The organism is Synechocystis sp. FACHB-383, assembly GCF_014698605.1.
Lineage (GTDB): Bacteria > Cyanobacteriota > Cyanobacteriia > Cyanobacteriales > Microcystaceae > Synechocystis > Synechocystis salina.
Window position 1 is genome coordinate 90,033 of the sequence record NZ_JACJTJ010000030.1, and the last position, 14,515, is coordinate 104,547.

At 50.4% G+C, this 14,515-nt stretch carries 18 protein-coding genes; 10 read left to right on the forward strand and 8 right to left on the reverse strand.

Going from position 1 to position 14,515, the window contains the following annotated elements:
- Window positions 1–33: 33 nt before the first annotated feature.
- Together H6G45_RS08555 and H6G45_RS08560 are read right to left on the reverse strand one after the other, a co-directional pair.
- Complete coding sequence (locus H6G45_RS08555) at window positions 34–354, reverse strand: DUF2605 domain-containing protein (protein ID WP_190598034.1); 321 nt, start codon at window positions 352–354, stop codon at window positions 34–36.
- 83 nt (window positions 355–437) lie between these two features.
- Window positions 438–1,049, reverse strand: a complete 612-nt coding sequence (locus H6G45_RS08560; protein WP_190598035.1) for a hypothetical protein — start codon at window positions 1,047–1,049, stop codon at window positions 438–440.
- 63 nt (window positions 1,050–1,112) lie between these two features.
- Here H6G45_RS08560 and galE point away from each other — a divergent pair, with 63 nt between their 5' ends.
- From galE to H6G45_RS08575, 3 genes are all read left to right on the forward strand, one after another.
- On the forward strand, window positions 1,113–2,108 hold the full coding sequence (gene galE / locus H6G45_RS08565; protein WP_190598036.1) for a UDP-glucose 4-epimerase GalE: 996 nt from the start codon (window positions 1,113–1,115) through the stop codon (window positions 2,106–2,108).
- A gap of 439 nt (window positions 2,109–2,547) precedes the next feature.
- Window positions 2,548–2,883 carry a hypothetical protein gene (locus tag H6G45_RS08570; RefSeq protein WP_190598037.1) on the forward strand — a complete coding sequence of 112 codons (336 nt, stop codon included), beginning with the start codon at window positions 2,548–2,550 and terminating at the stop codon, window positions 2,881–2,883.
- An 11-nt stretch (window positions 2,884–2,894) separates the two neighbouring features.
- Window positions 2,895–4,529: a CocE/NonD family hydrolase gene (locus H6G45_RS08575; protein ID WP_347338255.1), complete on the forward strand. Its 1,635-nt coding sequence runs from the start codon at window positions 2,895–2,897 to the stop codon at window positions 4,527–4,529.
- 43 nt (window positions 4,530–4,572) lie between these two features.
- Here the strand turns inward: H6G45_RS08575 and thyX are convergent, their stop codons facing one another.
- The 3 genes from thyX to H6G45_RS08590 form a co-directional block, all read right to left on the reverse strand.
- Entirely contained in the window at window positions 4,573–5,220 is a 648-nt protein-coding gene (thyX, locus tag H6G45_RS08580; RefSeq protein WP_190598099.1) for an FAD-dependent thymidylate synthase, read from the reverse strand.
- A 198-nt stretch (window positions 5,221–5,418) separates the two neighbouring features.
- A complete protein-coding gene (locus H6G45_RS08585; protein ID WP_028948731.1) occupies window positions 5,419–5,556 on the reverse strand; it encodes a photosystem II reaction center protein K in 138 nt (45 codons plus the stop codon).
- A 94-nt stretch (window positions 5,557–5,650) separates the two neighbouring features.
- Window positions 5,651–6,373, reverse strand: coding sequence for a 1-acyl-sn-glycerol-3-phosphate acyltransferase (locus H6G45_RS08590; protein WP_190598039.1), 723 nt, complete (start codon window positions 6,371–6,373; stop codon window positions 5,651–5,653).
- Window positions 6,374–6,633: 260 nt separating this feature from the next.
- Between H6G45_RS08590 and H6G45_RS08595 the strand changes: the two genes are divergently transcribed.
- From H6G45_RS08595 to bfr, 6 genes are all read left to right on the forward strand, one after another.
- On the forward strand, window positions 6,634–6,891 hold the full coding sequence (locus H6G45_RS08595; protein WP_190598040.1) for a BolA family transcriptional regulator: 258 nt from the start codon (window positions 6,634–6,636) through the stop codon (window positions 6,889–6,891).
- Between the two features lie 128 nt (window positions 6,892–7,019).
- Entirely contained in the window at window positions 7,020–7,343 is a 324-nt protein-coding gene (grxD, locus tag H6G45_RS08600; protein WP_190598041.1) for a Grx4 family monothiol glutaredoxin, read from the forward strand.
- Between the two features lie 6 nt (window positions 7,344–7,349).
- Entirely contained in the window at window positions 7,350–7,538 is a 189-nt protein-coding gene (locus H6G45_RS08605) for a hypothetical protein (protein WP_190598042.1), read from the forward strand.
- A 20-nt stretch (window positions 7,539–7,558) separates the two neighbouring features.
- Window positions 7,559–7,909 (forward strand): YbaB/EbfC family nucleoid-associated protein, encoded by a 351-nt coding sequence (locus tag H6G45_RS08610; protein WP_190598043.1) that lies wholly within the window; start codon window positions 7,559–7,561, stop codon window positions 7,907–7,909.
- 35 nt (window positions 7,910–7,944) lie between these two features.
- Entirely contained in the window at window positions 7,945–9,249 is a 1,305-nt protein-coding gene (gene hisD, locus H6G45_RS08615) for a histidinol dehydrogenase (RefSeq protein WP_190598044.1), read from the forward strand.
- Between the two features lie 340 nt (window positions 9,250–9,589).
- The gene (gene bfr / locus H6G45_RS08620; protein WP_190598045.1) at window positions 9,590–10,060 is read left to right on the forward strand and encodes a bacterioferritin; all 471 of its coding nucleotides are present in this window, start codon (window positions 9,590–9,592) and stop codon (window positions 10,058–10,060) included.
- A 144-nt stretch (window positions 10,061–10,204) separates the two neighbouring features.
- Here the strand turns inward: bfr and H6G45_RS08625 are convergent, their stop codons facing one another.
- The 3 genes from H6G45_RS08625 to murC all read right to left on the reverse strand — a co-directional run bounded on the left by H6G45_RS08625 (window position 10,205) and on the right by murC (window position 13,123).
- On the reverse strand, window positions 10,205–10,558 hold the full coding sequence (locus tag H6G45_RS08625) for a hypothetical protein (protein WP_190598046.1): 354 nt from the start codon (window positions 10,556–10,558) through the stop codon (window positions 10,205–10,207).
- A gap of 21 nt (window positions 10,559–10,579) precedes the next feature.
- Complete coding sequence (gene murB / locus H6G45_RS08630; RefSeq protein WP_190598047.1) at window positions 10,580–11,533, reverse strand: UDP-N-acetylmuramate dehydrogenase; 954 nt, start codon at window positions 11,531–11,533, stop codon at window positions 10,580–10,582.
- A gap of 72 nt (window positions 11,534–11,605) precedes the next feature.
- Complete coding sequence (murC, locus tag H6G45_RS08635) at window positions 11,606–13,123, reverse strand: UDP-N-acetylmuramate--L-alanine ligase (RefSeq protein WP_190598048.1); 1,518 nt, start codon at window positions 13,121–13,123, stop codon at window positions 11,606–11,608.
- Window positions 13,124–13,376: 253 nt separating this feature from the next.
- Between murC and H6G45_RS08640 the strand changes: the two genes are divergently transcribed.
- The gene (locus tag H6G45_RS08640) at window positions 13,377–14,390 is read left to right on the forward strand and encodes a type I glyceraldehyde-3-phosphate dehydrogenase (protein WP_190598049.1); all 1,014 of its coding nucleotides are present in this window, start codon (window positions 13,377–13,379) and stop codon (window positions 14,388–14,390) included.
- Window positions 14,391–14,515: the final 125 nt, after the last annotated feature.

Consider the following 14,515-nt stretch of genomic DNA (forward strand, 5'->3'; position numbering starts at 1 on the left):
TGTCACTACATTGACTTTCGCTTTTTTGCTTTCCTAGCAGGCGGCCTGCATCTGGCGATGGCGCTGGGCTACCTGCCAACACTCTGTCACCAAATTATGCCAGGGGACCAGGACACTAAACTCAACTCCCACCTGCTCCCCGGTGGCTTGGAACATTAATTTAGTACACCTCACTTCATCCCGCGCCCGTCTTACCCGGTCAAGCAGATCTTGCTGTTGTTCTGGGGTGAAAAAAGCCAAACGCTGGCTTTCTAATAGCTGGCAGGAGCGGCTAAACCAGTGCTCAAAATCCTCCAATAGAGGCTCTAAGATGGTTTTGAGTAGTTCCTTTTCGTCCGGTTGGGGATTGATCATAGTGATGAAATGGGCTTTGGTTAAATAAAGTTTTCTGAGAATATCCTTTACATTTGTTTATATTTTAACCAAAATTGCTGAGATTATGCCAGGGGAGGGCTACTCCACAGCAACAAGGCGATCGCCAACTCACTGCTCCAGAGCATCAGAGTAAAGAGTAGTAGCAATAAGTACATCCATGGTTGGGAGAGGGGGCGCACATCTTGGGTATCAATGCCCGTATGTTCGCTCACCAGTTGGGTCAACCGATTAAAGCCCGCCACCCGCATGGGCAAAAGATAGGCTTTGTCTTGAGCTGGGGTAAGGAAATAGTAAACTAAGCCTCCCTGGCCCGTGGTGCGACATTTCAACGCAGTGACATCGGACCAAGATAATTGCCAACCGGATCGGAAAAATTTGGGTACCCAGCGGGGATAACGCACCGCAATTTCCTCCTGATTGAGTACCACTTCCTCGGCTAAGGCTGCCACCAGAGCGATTAGCCCCACCATTAGCCCAACGGTTAACAGTAGGGTAAGGACAGTATTACCTTGGGTGAGCTGGGCCAAAATGGGCAGCGGGACCGTCAGGGCCAGGTAGAGATTGACAAGGGTAATTTTAATCAGGGGCGAAAGGGGAAATATTTCCTGGCGATCGCCGCTTAGGGCATTAACAGAGGAGGTGGACGCAGATGGCTGGGAAAAAGCAGATGGCATAAAAAGCTAAGGTCAAGAATGGTATGCTCTAGGCGAGGCAACAGCTAGGGTTAATAGTCGACAATGGCCACGCAACAAACAATTTTGGTCACTGGAGGGGCGGGTTACATTGGCTCCCATGGGGTGCTGGCCCTACAACAGGCAGGCTTTGACGTTCTTATCTACGATAACCTCAGCTACGGTCACAGGGAACTAGTGCAATCCCTCGGAGTGGAATTGGTGGTTGGTCACACTGGCGATCGGCAAAAACTAGACCAACTTTTTGCTACGAGGGACATTGCCGCTGTCATGCACTTTGCTGCCTTCATCGCGGTGGGGGAATCGGTGCAAAAGCCTGACATTTACTACCAAAACAATGTAGTGGGTACCCTCACCCTCTTGGAAGCCATGCTAGCGGCGGATATTAAAAAATTTGTTTTTTCCTCTACCTGTGCGGTCTATGGCATGCCGAAGGAAATTCCGATGACAGAAAGCCATCCCATCGATCCCCTTAGTCCCTATGCCGCCAGTAAACGCATGGTGGAACAGATCTTGGCCGACTTTGACCAAGCCTACGGCTTAAAATCAGTCATCTTCCGTTATTTCAATGCTTCCGGGGCGGACCCCCAGGGACGTTTGGGGGAAGACCATAACCCTGAAACCCACCTTATCCCCCTGGCCCTCTTAACTGCCTTGAAAAAACGTCCCCAACTGGCCATTTTCGGTACCGATTACGACACCCCCGACGGTACTGCCCTCAGAGACTACATCCACGTCTGTGACTTGGCGATCGCCCATGTATTAGGCTTGCAATATTTACTAGAAGGAGGGGAAAGCAATATCTTTAACCTCGGTAACGGTAATGGCTTTTCCGTACGGCAAGTGATCGAAGTTGCTAAAACGGTCACCGGACTAGATATTCCCTATCAACTATGTCCCCGCCGCCCCGGTGATGCCCCCATCCTAGTGGGAAGTAGTGCAAAGGCTAAACATGTCCTGGGCTGGAATCCCCAATACCCCGATTTACACACCATTATCGACCACGCCTGGCGGTGGCACCAAAAGCGCCATGGAGATTAAAAGAAAAAGCAGTGGGGATAGTGATGTCTAAAAAAATGAAATTTTCAATTATTAATTCATGTAGTGGGGACAGAACAGTAAATGTAAAAAGTTCTTAAGAGCCTGTTTGTAAAGTCTTATTTTGCCCCCTAAAGCTCCGGCAATACTGGGGGACTTTGACTCTGTTTCCTCAAAAAAATTGGGGTCAGGGGGGCTTTTCAAACACGCTCTAAGGTTAAATGACTTTCGGGATAAATGTTATTACATTTATAAATTAAGTACACAGTTCTGTGCTGTCACACCGGCAAAAAATTTTCGCGCTACCATTGAGGGCAACAAAATTGGACTTGGGCAGTCTAGATCTGCCAATCCCTTTGGGAAAAGTTCTTATTGTGGCCAAGACCCATCACTTTGGGGAGCTCTGGAATTGTTGTTGTTGCCGCGAGGCGAAATTTTTGTTATGCACTATACCTTTGACATTTTGGGGGTAACGCCGGTTTTCACCTTTTTTAACTATCAACAAGAGGTGGAAAATAATCCCCGCCGCAGTATGGCCTATCTAGGCAGTCCCGAATGCACTTTGGACGGTCTGATCCAAGCCACGGAATTAATTCCCGAAAAGCCTGATTGGGACTGGGATGCAGTGGTTAAAACCATGGTTAACTTTTGGCTACACCACGAACCCCATATCCAAACCTGGCGACAGGAAATGGCCAGTTTTAGTGAGGCGACTCTGCTGGTGGCACGGGTTGCTAATACCCAAGTGCTCCGCCAAGAGTTTGAAGCATTGCTCTAATTATTTTGCATGTGATCAAACCCATTTGCCAATCCATGGTCACTAGGGACGGGATTCGTTTAGACAGTGATCTGTACTATCCCAATTCCGGCGGGCCATGGCCGGCCCTATTGATGCGCCAACCCTATGGCCGTCGTTTAGCATCCACCCTGGTGTATGGCCATCCCCATTGGTACGCTGCCCAGGGTTACTTAGTTGTCATCCAGGATGTGCGGGGTCGGGGCAGTTCCCAGGGAGAGTTTGACCTGTTCGCCCACGAAGTAGAAGACGGCGAAGATTGCCTTAATTGGGTTTCCCAGTTGCCCCAATGTGATGGCTCTGTGGCCATGTATGGCTTTTCCTACCAGGGCATGACCCAACTTTACGCTGCGGCCAATCATTACCCTTGTTTGAAAACCATTTGCCCGGCCATGGTTGCCTGGGATTTGTACCGGGATTGGGGCTATGAGAATGGAGCTTTTTGCCTACAAAATAACCTCGGCTGGGCCCTACAGTTGGCGGCGGATTCGGCTAAACGTCGGGGAGATGGGAAAACTTTTCACCAATTAATGAGCCTTGCTAAAAGTTACGATTTTTCTGATCTTCAACCAGCCCTTCCCGATCGCCTGGGGGAGTTGGCAGCGGATTCCTTTTACCACCAATGGATTAGTCAAGCTCCGGAGTCGGATTATTGGCAACGGAGATCGCCGGATAAACGGTGGCAAATCAGAGCAAAAACTGACATTCCCGTTTTACAAATTGGCGGTTGGTTTGATCCCCATCTGCGGGGCAATTTGCGTTTATATGGGGCGCTGGAAAGATGTGATATTAAGCAAAAAATGGTGGTGGGGCCCTGGGGCCATTTTCCCTGGGGCAGTCGGGTCGGGGGGCAAAATTATGGTGAGTCTGCCATCAGTGCGGTGGATCAGTTGCAGTTGGCCTGGTTTGATCATTTTCTCAAGGGGCAAGAACCCCGCTTTAATCAGGCCAAGTTGGAGTTATTTGACCTGGGCACTAAACAATGGCGATATTTAGCTGACTGGCCTGCGACGTCCCAAAGTTGGTTTTTGCAATGTTCCGGTTTAGGCACCACCCAGGGCAGTACTTTGACCCCGACGGCCCCCAACGAAAAATTAACCACCGGCATTACCGATGTATGGGTCCACGATCCCTGGCGACCTGTACCCAGTTGGGGGGGGCATAGCGGCTATCCCCAAGGGGTGAAGGAAAGAAGCCTAGTAGATGATCGCAGTGATGTGGTTACCTACACGTCTGAGCCCTTGAAGGAGAGGGTAACTATCTGCGGCACGCCCCAAATTTTACTCATGGTGGCATCCGATCGCCCTAGTTTTGATGTGGCAGTGAGTTTGTCTCAGGTTAGCAACACAGGGGAAGTGTGGGCCCTCAGCCATGGTTATTGTACTATCTTGGAAGAACAAGCCACGTTGGCAATTTTTCTCCAGGCAATATGTGCGACTCTGTCCGTTGGCGATCGCCTGCGTATCAGTTTAGCGGGGGCAAGTTTTCCAGCCTATGGAGTAAATCCTGGCACTGGTCAGGAGGCAGTTTTGGCAAATTTAGTCGAGCAACAAATTATTACCCTGGCTTTGGTTACCAATGGAACAACTCAAAATCATTTGCAGTTGCCCATTCTCCTAGGGGAGTGAAAAACAGGTTTTGACTATCTAATGGCGATCGCCTGTGTTTCCTCTACCACTCCAAGGCCGCCGCCACCGTGGGGAAATGCTCCATAAAAATTTTCCGGGCCGCCAAGGCAATTTCCCGGTGTTCCTTTTGGGTGGCCTGGTCACAACGGACACTGAAGTAGTGGATCCAACTACGCACAGAGCCCTTCATATACAAACGGGTAACAGTATTGAGGGGCAAAATAGAACGGGCACATTCTTTGGCAATGCCCTTGGTTAAGGCCTCTTCATAGAGTTGATAACTCTTATCCCACACGTCAGCCTGGGCTTGGTTGAACCATTGCTTGGTGTTTTCATCAAAATCATCGAGGGAATTTTGACGGTTTTTCACATCCTGGCGGCGGGCTTCATAGCACTCATATTCGGTAGCACATGAGTATCTTAAACTAAACTCCTGAAAGCAAAACGACCGATGTCGCAAAATTTGGGGGGCGATCGCCCTGGTGGTGGTAATTTCCAGGGTCATATCCACCATTTCAAAAATGCTCCAATGGCCTTCCCGGATACAAAATTGCAACAGCTTAGTGTAGTTGGGGTTTTCCTGGTTAGGACTAGAAACCCTAGCGCAATAGGCAATTAGTCCCTCGGGGGAAAGGGGCTCCCCGTCAATGACAATTTCGGGTTTGGTGAGGGAAATGAAACGAACATCCATGGTTAAAAAAGGGCCACTATGGGGAGGAGGTTTACCGTTGGTCTTGGTCAAGGCAGGACAAAAGGAGCATTGCCCCCACAAAAAAATTCCCCAGCTATGGCCAACGGGGGACAACTTGGGGATATCAGCTTAGTTGTGGTCAAATGATTTTATTTAAGCGACCAGGTAAAATGACAAGCCCCAGGGGCGATCGCCAGTTTATTTAAAACCAACCGCCGCTTGCCAAACAAAGGCCAAAGCCAGAAAGAAGAGGGGAATGATTGGCAGAACGTCCACCAGGGGGTCAAAAATCTGATAGGCTTCCGGCAATTTAGCGAGCAAATAAATTGTTTCCATTATTTGAGTTTCCTGACTGACAAAGAATAAAATCTTAATTTACGGTAAATCTTATCATGATGGCCCCTTCCCCCATTAGCCGTTTTGGCGAAATTTATGAAGCGGCGATCGCCTGACAGAGAGAGGCATTCTCGGAACCGTAAAGGTTCTGCATTCTATGGGCCAAACAACGGGTAAGTTTTTGGGAGCTAGCCTTGATGGTACTGGGGTCGTAGTCTTTGGCGGCAATGCCCTGGCCGAAATTAATTTCCACCGCCGTTCCTTTGCCTGGGTAAGGGTCACTATAGGCGATGGTCACCGGAATAACTTTGATGTCAGTGTCGGGATTTTGCTTACAAACTTCCATGGCAATGCGCCCAACGCCCCGTTTGAGGGGATGGACGGTGTGTTGATCCCGAAAAATGCCCCCTTCAGGAAAAATCACCAACATTTCCCCTGCTTGGAGTAGCTGTACACTGTAGCTCAAACTGCTGATTTCTGGTCTTTTCACATCGATGGGAAATCCCCCTAGATGGCGAATAAACCATCCCTGTAGGCCCTGTACTTCCGTTACCGCCACCATAAAACGCAGATCTCGGCCCGTTACGTTCCGACCGGCGGCTAGGGAGAGCAAAATGGCATCCCAACGGGAACGATGGGTAGGGGCTAGAATGATCGGACCACTGGTGGGTAAATTCTCCTGACCATGGATGGCGATCGGTCCAAAATACCAATGCAAAAACTTCGTGCCCAGGGGATAAATCAATTTGATCAACCAGGGGGAAACCTGGGAAGGGCCAATGACAGCCGGGTCGATCGCCAAGGGAGAATGGGTCATGGTTGCAAAAGAATTTAGTTTTTTCCTCTGACGGGCAATTAACATAGTGGTACTAAATTGCTTAACGCAGGGGTTGGTCTCTATTTCCAAGTTAAATTAACTATTCTGGTTTGGGGACGAGCCATGGGACAGTTAAATAACAGTTAAACAACGAAATTTTTCCCACCATGTTGGGGGCTGAACCTTTCAGCTACAGTAGTTAGATAGTTACCTTGGGGACCATACTTGCCCTGTGCCCCGGCCCATTGCTAGAAATAATCATGATTAGCCTCGATCAAGTCAAACAACAAATCCAAGCCGCCCTACCCGATGCCGAAGTGATGGTCAATGACCTGGGGGGAGGGGATCACCTGGAAGCGGTGGTGGTGTCCGCCGCCTTTACTGGCCAATCCCGGGTTAAACAACATCAAATGGTTTATGGTGCCCTCAAGGATGCTTTGGCTTCGGAAGCAATCCATGCCCTGGCGCTGAAAACCTTTACTCCAGAAGCCTGGACCGTGGCCCGGCAGACTGCCTAGGTTTTTCCCCTCCCTCGAAAATTGACTCTATAAATTTGAATTGAGGGGTAAAATGGCAATATTTAAACAACATTGAAGTTGTTAAACTCGCACCCATCCCCCATTTGTCCTTGAAGAGGAGTTATCTAATGAATCCGGAAACGAAAGCAAGAATTGATCAGTTGGTCACCACCAATAAGGTGATGGTCTTTATGAAGGGCACCAAGCTGATGCCCCAATGTGGTTTTTCCAACAATGTGGTGCAAATTCTCAATATGTTGGGCATTCCATTTGAAACTTTAGATGTGTTGGCCGATGCGGAAATTCGTCAAGGTATTAAGGAATATTCCAATTGGCCCACCATCCCCCAGGTTTACGTCAATGGTGAGTTTGTGGGTGGCTCCGACATTCTGATTGAACTCTATCAAAATGGTGAGTTGCAGGAAATGTTGGAAGTGGCCTTGGCTTCCTAAGGCTCAATGTCTGATGTGCACCCTTGGCGATCGCCGTGGGGGGAAGCTCTCATTTATGGGGGGCTTCTTTTGCCCCTGCCGTTGGCCCATAAGATGGCGGAGACGGTGGGATATAATCGGACAGGCTTTAGCTGGGGCTTTGTTTGTTTGCACCTCAGCAATTTTGCCGCTTGCTCAACTACAACTTTTGTTTAATCACTTAGAAATCAATTCCCATGGCACAAGGTAAAGGCAAAGGCTTCGGATTCGGCCTCGGTAAAATCAAGGAATTACAGGAAGCTTTCCAAAAAGCCCAACAGGTTCAAGAAGGGGCCAAAGTACTCCAGGAAGAGCTGGAAAGAATGGAAATTCCTGGCAAAAGTGCCGATGGATTGGTGACGGTGTTGATGAGTGGTAACCAAGAACCCCTCAGTATTGAAATTGATCCCAGTGCCCTCGAAAAAGGCGTGGAAGGGCTATCGGCGTCCATCACCGAAGCGATGAAAGCAGCCTATGCTGAGTCTACGGAAACCATGCGCTCTAAAATGGAAGAGTTAACCAGCGGTTTGAATCTACCCGGTATGTAGGTTTGCCGCCCTTGCCCCCAATCGGAGAGGGATCTGTGACTCGTATTCTTAAGCTCTCGCACCTTACCCCCCCACAATTAATCCAACTCAAACGTCGCTCGGAACAAAACATTGACCAAGCACTGGCGATCGCCAAGGACGTTATTGAGCAGGTGAGGACGGAGGGAGATGCGGGGGTTTTGCATTACAGCCGTCAGTTTGACTTTGCCGGAGCCACTGCGGACAATTTGCGGGTCAGTGAAGCGGAATTTGCCGAAGCGGAAAAGTTGGTGGACCCCCAATTACGTCGGGCGGTGGAACATGCTTTTCGCAACATTGAAAAAGTCCACGCTGGGCAAATGCCCCCCCCCATGCACCTAGCGGAGATTGAACCGGGGGTATTTGCGGGGGAAAAAATTACGCCTCTCCCCACGGTGGGTTTGTATGTGCCCAGGGGTAAGGGGGCTTTCCCTTCTATGATGCTGATGCTGGCGGTGCCGGCCAGGGTGGCGGGGGTGAAAAAAATTGTGGTCTGTACCCCTCCAGATCAAGAAGGTAAAGTGGAGCCGGTTTCTTTGGTTACTGCCCGCATGGCCGGAGTGGATGAAGTGTATAAATTGGGCGGTGTGCAGGCCCTAGCGGCGATCGCCTACGGCACGAAAACGGTCAGCAAGGTGGATAAACTCATTGGCCCCTGTAGCGTCTACGGTGCGGCGGCTAAAAGATTACTATCCGGCATTGTCGATGTGGGTTTACCGGCAGGGCCCAGCGAGTCCATTGTTTTAGCTGATGAAACCACTGACCCCAGGCTGGCGGCGTTGGATTTGTTGATCGAAGCGGAACACGGCTCCGACTCGGCGGCGTTGTTAGTGACCCACTGTGAAAACTTTGCGGAAAAGGCGCTGGGCTATTTAGGGGAATACCTGGAAAAACTCCCTCCCTGGCGGAAAAAGTTTTGCGAAGATGGTTTAGGCTCCTATGGCGGCATTTTGCTCACTGACAGTTTGCAAGCTTCCTTGGATTTCATTAACGATTATGCTCCGGAACATTTGCAGGTGTTGACGGCGGACCCCCTCAAGTTGGTGGGCAAAATCGACAATGCCGGGGAAATTTTGCTGGGTAATTACACTCCTTCTTCGGCAGCGACCTATGCCATTGGGGTCAATGCAGTGCTGCCCACGGGGGGCTTTGCCCGTTCCTATTCGGCGGTGTCAGTGTTCGATTTCCTCAAGCGTTCTACCCTAGCCTATTTAACGGCTGAAGGTTTTGCTGGGGTGAAGGAAACGGTCACTACCCTAGCGGATTACGAGGATTTTCCAGCCCATGCCCTGGCCATACGGGAACGGCAAAATTTGCTTTAGTTTAGAGTTATTTACTGTCTCTGTGTAAGTCTTGAAAAAATCAACCGAGCTTTGATGTTTTGGTTGATATCAATCACTCTCACCGTTGGTGGATGTGAACCTGGTGATAAATGGCGTACTTTCGTTAGTTGTGTTTGACGCCGGAAGTTACGAAGAATCAAAACAAGCATCCCCAGCCCCCAATATCAAAGTCAGAAAAAGGATACTGACAAGTGCTGCCCTACTTCCTAGCGCCCCATGGTCAGTCGGGAGGCTAAAATTGGATTAGCCCGGTCTATTTTCTGGTTAGATTTGTGGCTAGGATGTTCTATCCGCTGTCCATTCTTGCAAGGATTTTTTTATGAAAGGTAAACCCGCCGTCCTCACCCAACTCCATAAGCTACTGCGTGGAGAGCTGGCCGCTAGGGATCAATATTTCATCCATTCCCGTATGTACCAGGATTGGGGTTTGGAAAAGCTTTATGACCGGATTAATCACGAAATGCAGGATGAAACGGCCCATGCCAGCCTGTTAATTGAGCGTATTCTCTTTTTGGAAGAAACCCCAGACCTTTCCCAACAGGATCCAATCCGGGTGGGGAAAACGGTACCGGAAATGTTGCAATACGACCTGGACTATGAATACCAAGTCATTGCCAACCTCAAGGAAGCAATGGCGGTGTGTGAACAGGAGCAGGACTACCAAAGCCGGGATCTGTTGCTGAAAATCCTAGCAGACACTGAAGAAGACCATGCCTACTGGTTGGAAAAACAGTTGGGGCTGATTGAAAAAATTGGTCTCCAAAATTATTTGCAATCCCAAATGGGCTAGGTTTGCTTGCTTGTGAGCAACGATGGCCCCATCGATCTCCCTATTTCAAGGCTTAGGGGTTTTAGGGGGGCGGTTTAGGGCCGGTTTTCCATAGCTAAAATCTACTCCACTAAAACTCTCTGTCAAGATCGGCTGGACAAAAAATCAGGGTCGGCCCCATTCCAGCCAGCGAATTGCCAGTTTTTCCCCCTGTTGGTGAACGATAACCGATACAGCTTCGAGAAAATCTTCCCCTTCAAGGGAAACATACACCCAGGCTAAATCATTAGCTTCCATGGGGGGATACTGCCACTCCGTGAGGAGGAACTCTGCCATGGCGATCGCCCTGTGGATGGGGCCAGAACCATAGTCAATCATGGCCCCCACCTCGGCCTGTAGAGTGGAGGGGGAGTACTGTTGTTGGAGTGCGGGGCACAGCAGCCCGTGGGCGGCATCATAATCACCATGGGCGAGGTAATCCCCAAATCGTTGGGCAAGGCCAATGGCTGGGTTAGGCATTTGAAAGTAGCTTAATGATTTTTACTGAGTGAAGTCTCCCAACATTTTTACTTCCGGCTCTAACAAAATGCCATGGTGTTTTTCCACTTCCCCTTGCACATGGAAAATGAGGTTGAACACATCCTGGGCTTTAGCGTTGTCGATATTAACGATGAAGTTGGCATGACGTTGGGATACTTCCGCCCCACCAATGCGGTGGCCCTTTAGTCCCAATTCTTCAATTAGGCGGGCTGAGTAGAGGGGAGTGGGATTGCGGAACACACTGCCACAGTTGGGTTTGTCGTAGGGCTGAGTACTTTTGCGCTGATGGAGATTGCGGGTGGTGCGGGCCATAATTTCTTCCCTGGTAAATCCCGGCTTCAACTGAAAGGTGGCATCCACCACTAGGCGTCCGCCCAAATGTTTTTGTAAATTGGAAGTGCGATAACTGAAGCCTAGCTGTCCATTACTCAAAATTTCTAAACTGCCGTCGGGGTGCATTACCGTAGCTTTTACCAAGGTTTCCGCAGTGCATTGATTGTGGGCCCCGGCATTCATCACCACTGCGCCCCCCACCGTACCAGGAATGCCCACGGCCCACTCCAGCCCCTGCCAACCTCGTTTGGCGGCCTGCCAACCCACTTTGGCGATCGGTTCCCCCGCAGCCACGGTAATTAAACCCTGTTCTTCATCAAACTTGCTTTGCCGCAGATAACGGGTACTAACTACTAACCCGGTAATGCCCTGGTCACTGATCAACAGGTTGGAGCCAGCCCCTAAAAAAGTCAGTGGTAAGTCCTGACCTTGAAACCATGCCAACACGGCACCTAAGTCCTCCAGGGAACGGGGAGCCGCATACCACTCAGCTTTACCTCCCACCCGATAGGTGGTGAATTCCGCCAGATTTGTGTGGGGTTGAATGATGGTCGCTGTCCCCGCCAAGGCGATCGCCGATGGTTCCATGGGGGTGGGACGGGTAGCGGGGGAAATAATCATGGCGGTTAGTCCGGAAAATTAGCAGGACGAGGAAAAATCGGTCGCAGATAACCCTAGGTTAGCTTGCCCAGCCTAGGCACAGGCCGCCAGCACCGGCGCAATCTGCTGATTGAGGTTGCCTGCCCCTAAAAATAGCGCCAAATCACCACTCCGCAGAATTTTAGGCAAAAATTCCCTCAATTCCGTCAATTGGGGCTGGTAAACCACATGGCCATGGCATTGGCCTACGGCCTTGGCCAAATCTTCTCCTCGGACGTTGTGGGGATTCTGCTCCCCGGCACTGTAAATATCGGTTAAGACCACCAAATCCGCATCCTTAAAGGCAGTGGCAAATTCCGCCATAAAGGTGTGGGTCCGACTGTAGCGATGGGGCTGGAAAATGGCCACAACTCGTTCATATTTTCCGTGGGTTACCTTTTGTCGGGCGGCGGCCAGGGTTGCCAGTAGTTCACTGGGATGGTGGGCATAGTCATCAATGAAGGTAATGCCGTTGCAATAACCTTTGCATTCAAAGCGGCGTTTGGCTCCATTAAAGTTGGCGATCGCCTGGGCAATAACAGGGAAATCTAAACCTAGTAAACGGCCCACCGCCACCGCTGCCAAGGCATTACTAATGTTGTGGTCCCCCGGCAGAGTCACAGTCATGGTGCCCAAACAGACTCCCCGTTCCCACACCTCCACCTCATTACCATGGGCTTGACGCTTAATTTGCCGGGCTTGGTAATCCGCTTCGGGACGATTTTCTAGACTGTAGGTGATGCTAGGGGAAAGGTGTTGCCGCACCACGCCACAATCGAGGCAACCGATCAGGGTTTGGCAATGGGACTCAAAACTATGGAAGATTTCCACCACCTCGGCCAAGGTGGAGTAGTGATCAGGATGGTCCAATTCAATGTTGGTAACAATGCCGATCTCTGGATGGTGTTTGGTTAAGGAGCCATCGGACTCGTCCACTTCCGCCACCAAATATTCCCCTGAACCAAGATAGGCATTACCCTGCCAAGCATCCACTTCACCGCCTACCACAATGGTGGGGTCTAGCCCAGCTTCCTTTAACACATAGCCAATTAAGCTACTGGTGGTGGTTTTGCCATGGGTACCAGCCACCCCAATGCCCCGGGACTCCGCAATCATAGCCGCCAAAATATCGGAGCGGTGATAAATGGGACAATTTTTGGCGATCGCCCCTTGGTATTCCACATTGCCTTCATTGATGGCAGTGGAGCACACCACCTGGGGCAGACAATGGGTCTGGTAGCGGCCATTGCCGTTGACGCCGTTACTGGCTGATTCAGCGATCTGTTCCAGGGTCAAACCTAAACCAGGGGAACCAGTGGGTATAGCCACCGCCGGATTGACTTGCAGAGATTGAAAATATTCTAAATTTTCCGGCACCTGTTCTTGGAAGATTTTTGCCCCCACGGATTCCAGGCGATCGGTGATATGGGTACGGCGTAGATCGGATCCCGACACAGGGAGATGGCGTTTTGCGAGGACGTAGGCCAAAGCCGACATACCAATGCCCCCAATTCCTAAAAAATGGAAGGGACGACCACTAAAATCCACAGCACCCACAGCAACGCTCCTCACAAGCCATAAATGTTAACGTCTACAATCACCTGCCGGTTCACCGCACCTGTAATTGAGCGACATCATAACAAAAACTCTACCCCCAGGCATAGACAAAACCCAGAGTCCACGGTAAACAGCGACGGAGAGGAGGAGAAAAAGATTCCCACCCCCCTTTTAAATTCAGGATCTAAGTGTTCAGGCAATAGGATATGATTGGTGTCATTAATAATCCTTAAATGTACTGAGCTAAAACAGAGAGGGCAAGACGAACGTGACTAGAGTAGCAATTAACGGATTTGGACGGATCGGACGCAATTTTCTCCGCTGCTGGCTGGGGCGCACCGATAGCCAGTTGGAAGTGGTCGGCATCAACGACACTTCCGATCCCAGAACCAATGCTCACCTTTTGCGCTACGACTCCATGTTGGGTAAGTTGGATGCGGACATTAGCGCCGACGAAAACTCCATTACCGTCAACGGCAAGACTATTAAATGTGTTTCCGACCGGAACCCCCTAAATTTGCCCTGGGCAGAATGGAACGTAGACCTAGTCATCGAAGCCACCGGTGTTTTTGTTACCCATGAAGGGGCCACCAAGCACGTTCAGGCCGGCGCCAAAAAGGTTTTAATCACCGCCCCCGGAAAGGGTCCCAACATCGGCACCTATGTGGTAGGGGTCAACGCCCACGAGTACAAACACGAAGAATACGAAGTCATCAGTAACGCTAGCTGTACTACCAACTGCCTCGCCCCGATCGCCAAGGTAGTTAACGATAACTTTGGCATTATTAAAGGCACCATGACCACTACCCACAGCTACACCGGGGACCAACGGATCCTCGATGCTAGCCACCGGGATTTACGCCGGGCCCGGGCCGCCGCTGTTAACATTGTGCCCACCTCCACCGGTGCCGCCAAAGCCGTAGCCCTGGTCATCCCCGAACTGCAAGGCAAATTAAACGGTATTGCCCTGCGGGTGCCCACCCCCAACGTTTCCGTAGTGGATTTAGTGGTACAGGTAGAGAAAAATACCATTGCTGAACAGGTTAACGGGGTGCTGAAGGAAGCCGCCACCACTGGCCTGAAAGGAATTTTGGATTACACCGATTTGGAACTGGTCTCCAGCGACTTCCGGGGTACGGATTGCTCTTCCACCGTGGATGGTAGCCTTACCATGGTAATGGGCGGTGACATGGTCAAAGTGATTGCTTGGTACGACAACGAATGGGGCTATTCCCAACGGGTTGTCGACTTGGCAGAAATCGTCGCTAAGAATTGGAAATAGATTATCCGACTGGGTTATGGGTCGATCCCCCCATGGCTGACAACTAAATAATGAACCATTTTGCCCAATCCTCCTTTCCCAGGGGGATTTTTCTTATCCATGTCCATGCTTGTCAGGGAAAGGCT

Coding starts and splice junctions, on each gene's coding strand:
- H6G45_RS08605 (WP_190598042.1), top strand. CDS start 7,350: ATGTCTGATGTGCACCCTTGGCGATCGCCGTGGGGGGAAGCTCTCATT.
- H6G45_RS08595 (WP_190598040.1), top strand. CDS start 6,634: ATGATTAGCCTCGATCAAGTCAAACAACAAATCCAAGCCGCCCTACCC.
- H6G45_RS08560 (WP_190598035.1), bottom strand. CDS start 1,049: ATGCCATCTGCTTTTTCCCAGCCATCTGCGTCCACCTCCTCTGTTAAT.
- galE (WP_190598036.1), top strand. CDS start 1,113: ATGGCCACGCAACAAACAATTTTGGTCACTGGAGGGGCGGGTTACATT.
- H6G45_RS08570 (WP_190598037.1), top strand. CDS start 2,548: ATGCACTATACCTTTGACATTTTGGGGGTAACGCCGGTTTTCACCTTT.
- H6G45_RS08585 (WP_028948731.1), bottom strand. CDS start 5,556: ATGGAAACAATTTATTTGCTCGCTAAATTGCCGGAAGCCTATCAGATT.
- H6G45_RS08555 (WP_190598034.1), bottom strand. CDS start 354: ATGATCAATCCCCAACCGGACGAAAAGGAACTACTCAAAACCATCTTA.
- grxD (WP_190598041.1), top strand. CDS start 7,020: ATGAATCCGGAAACGAAAGCAAGAATTGATCAGTTGGTCACCACCAAT.
- murB (WP_190598047.1), bottom strand. CDS start 11,533: ATGATTATTTCCCCCGCTACCCGTCCCACCCCCATGGAACCATCGGCG.
- bfr (WP_190598045.1), top strand. CDS start 9,590: ATGAAAGGTAAACCCGCCGTCCTCACCCAACTCCATAAGCTACTGCGT.
- H6G45_RS08610 (WP_190598043.1), top strand. CDS start 7,559: ATGGCACAAGGTAAAGGCAAAGGCTTCGGATTCGGCCTCGGTAAAATC.
- thyX (WP_190598099.1), bottom strand. CDS start 5,220: ATGGATGTTCGTTTCATTTCCCTCACCAAACCCGAAATTGTCATTGAC.
- H6G45_RS08625 (WP_190598046.1), bottom strand. CDS start 10,558: ATGCCTAACCCAGCCATTGGCCTTGCCCAACGATTTGGGGATTACCTC.
- H6G45_RS08590 (WP_190598039.1), bottom strand. CDS start 6,373: ATGACCCATTCTCCCTTGGCGATCGACCCGGCTGTCATTGGCCCTTCC.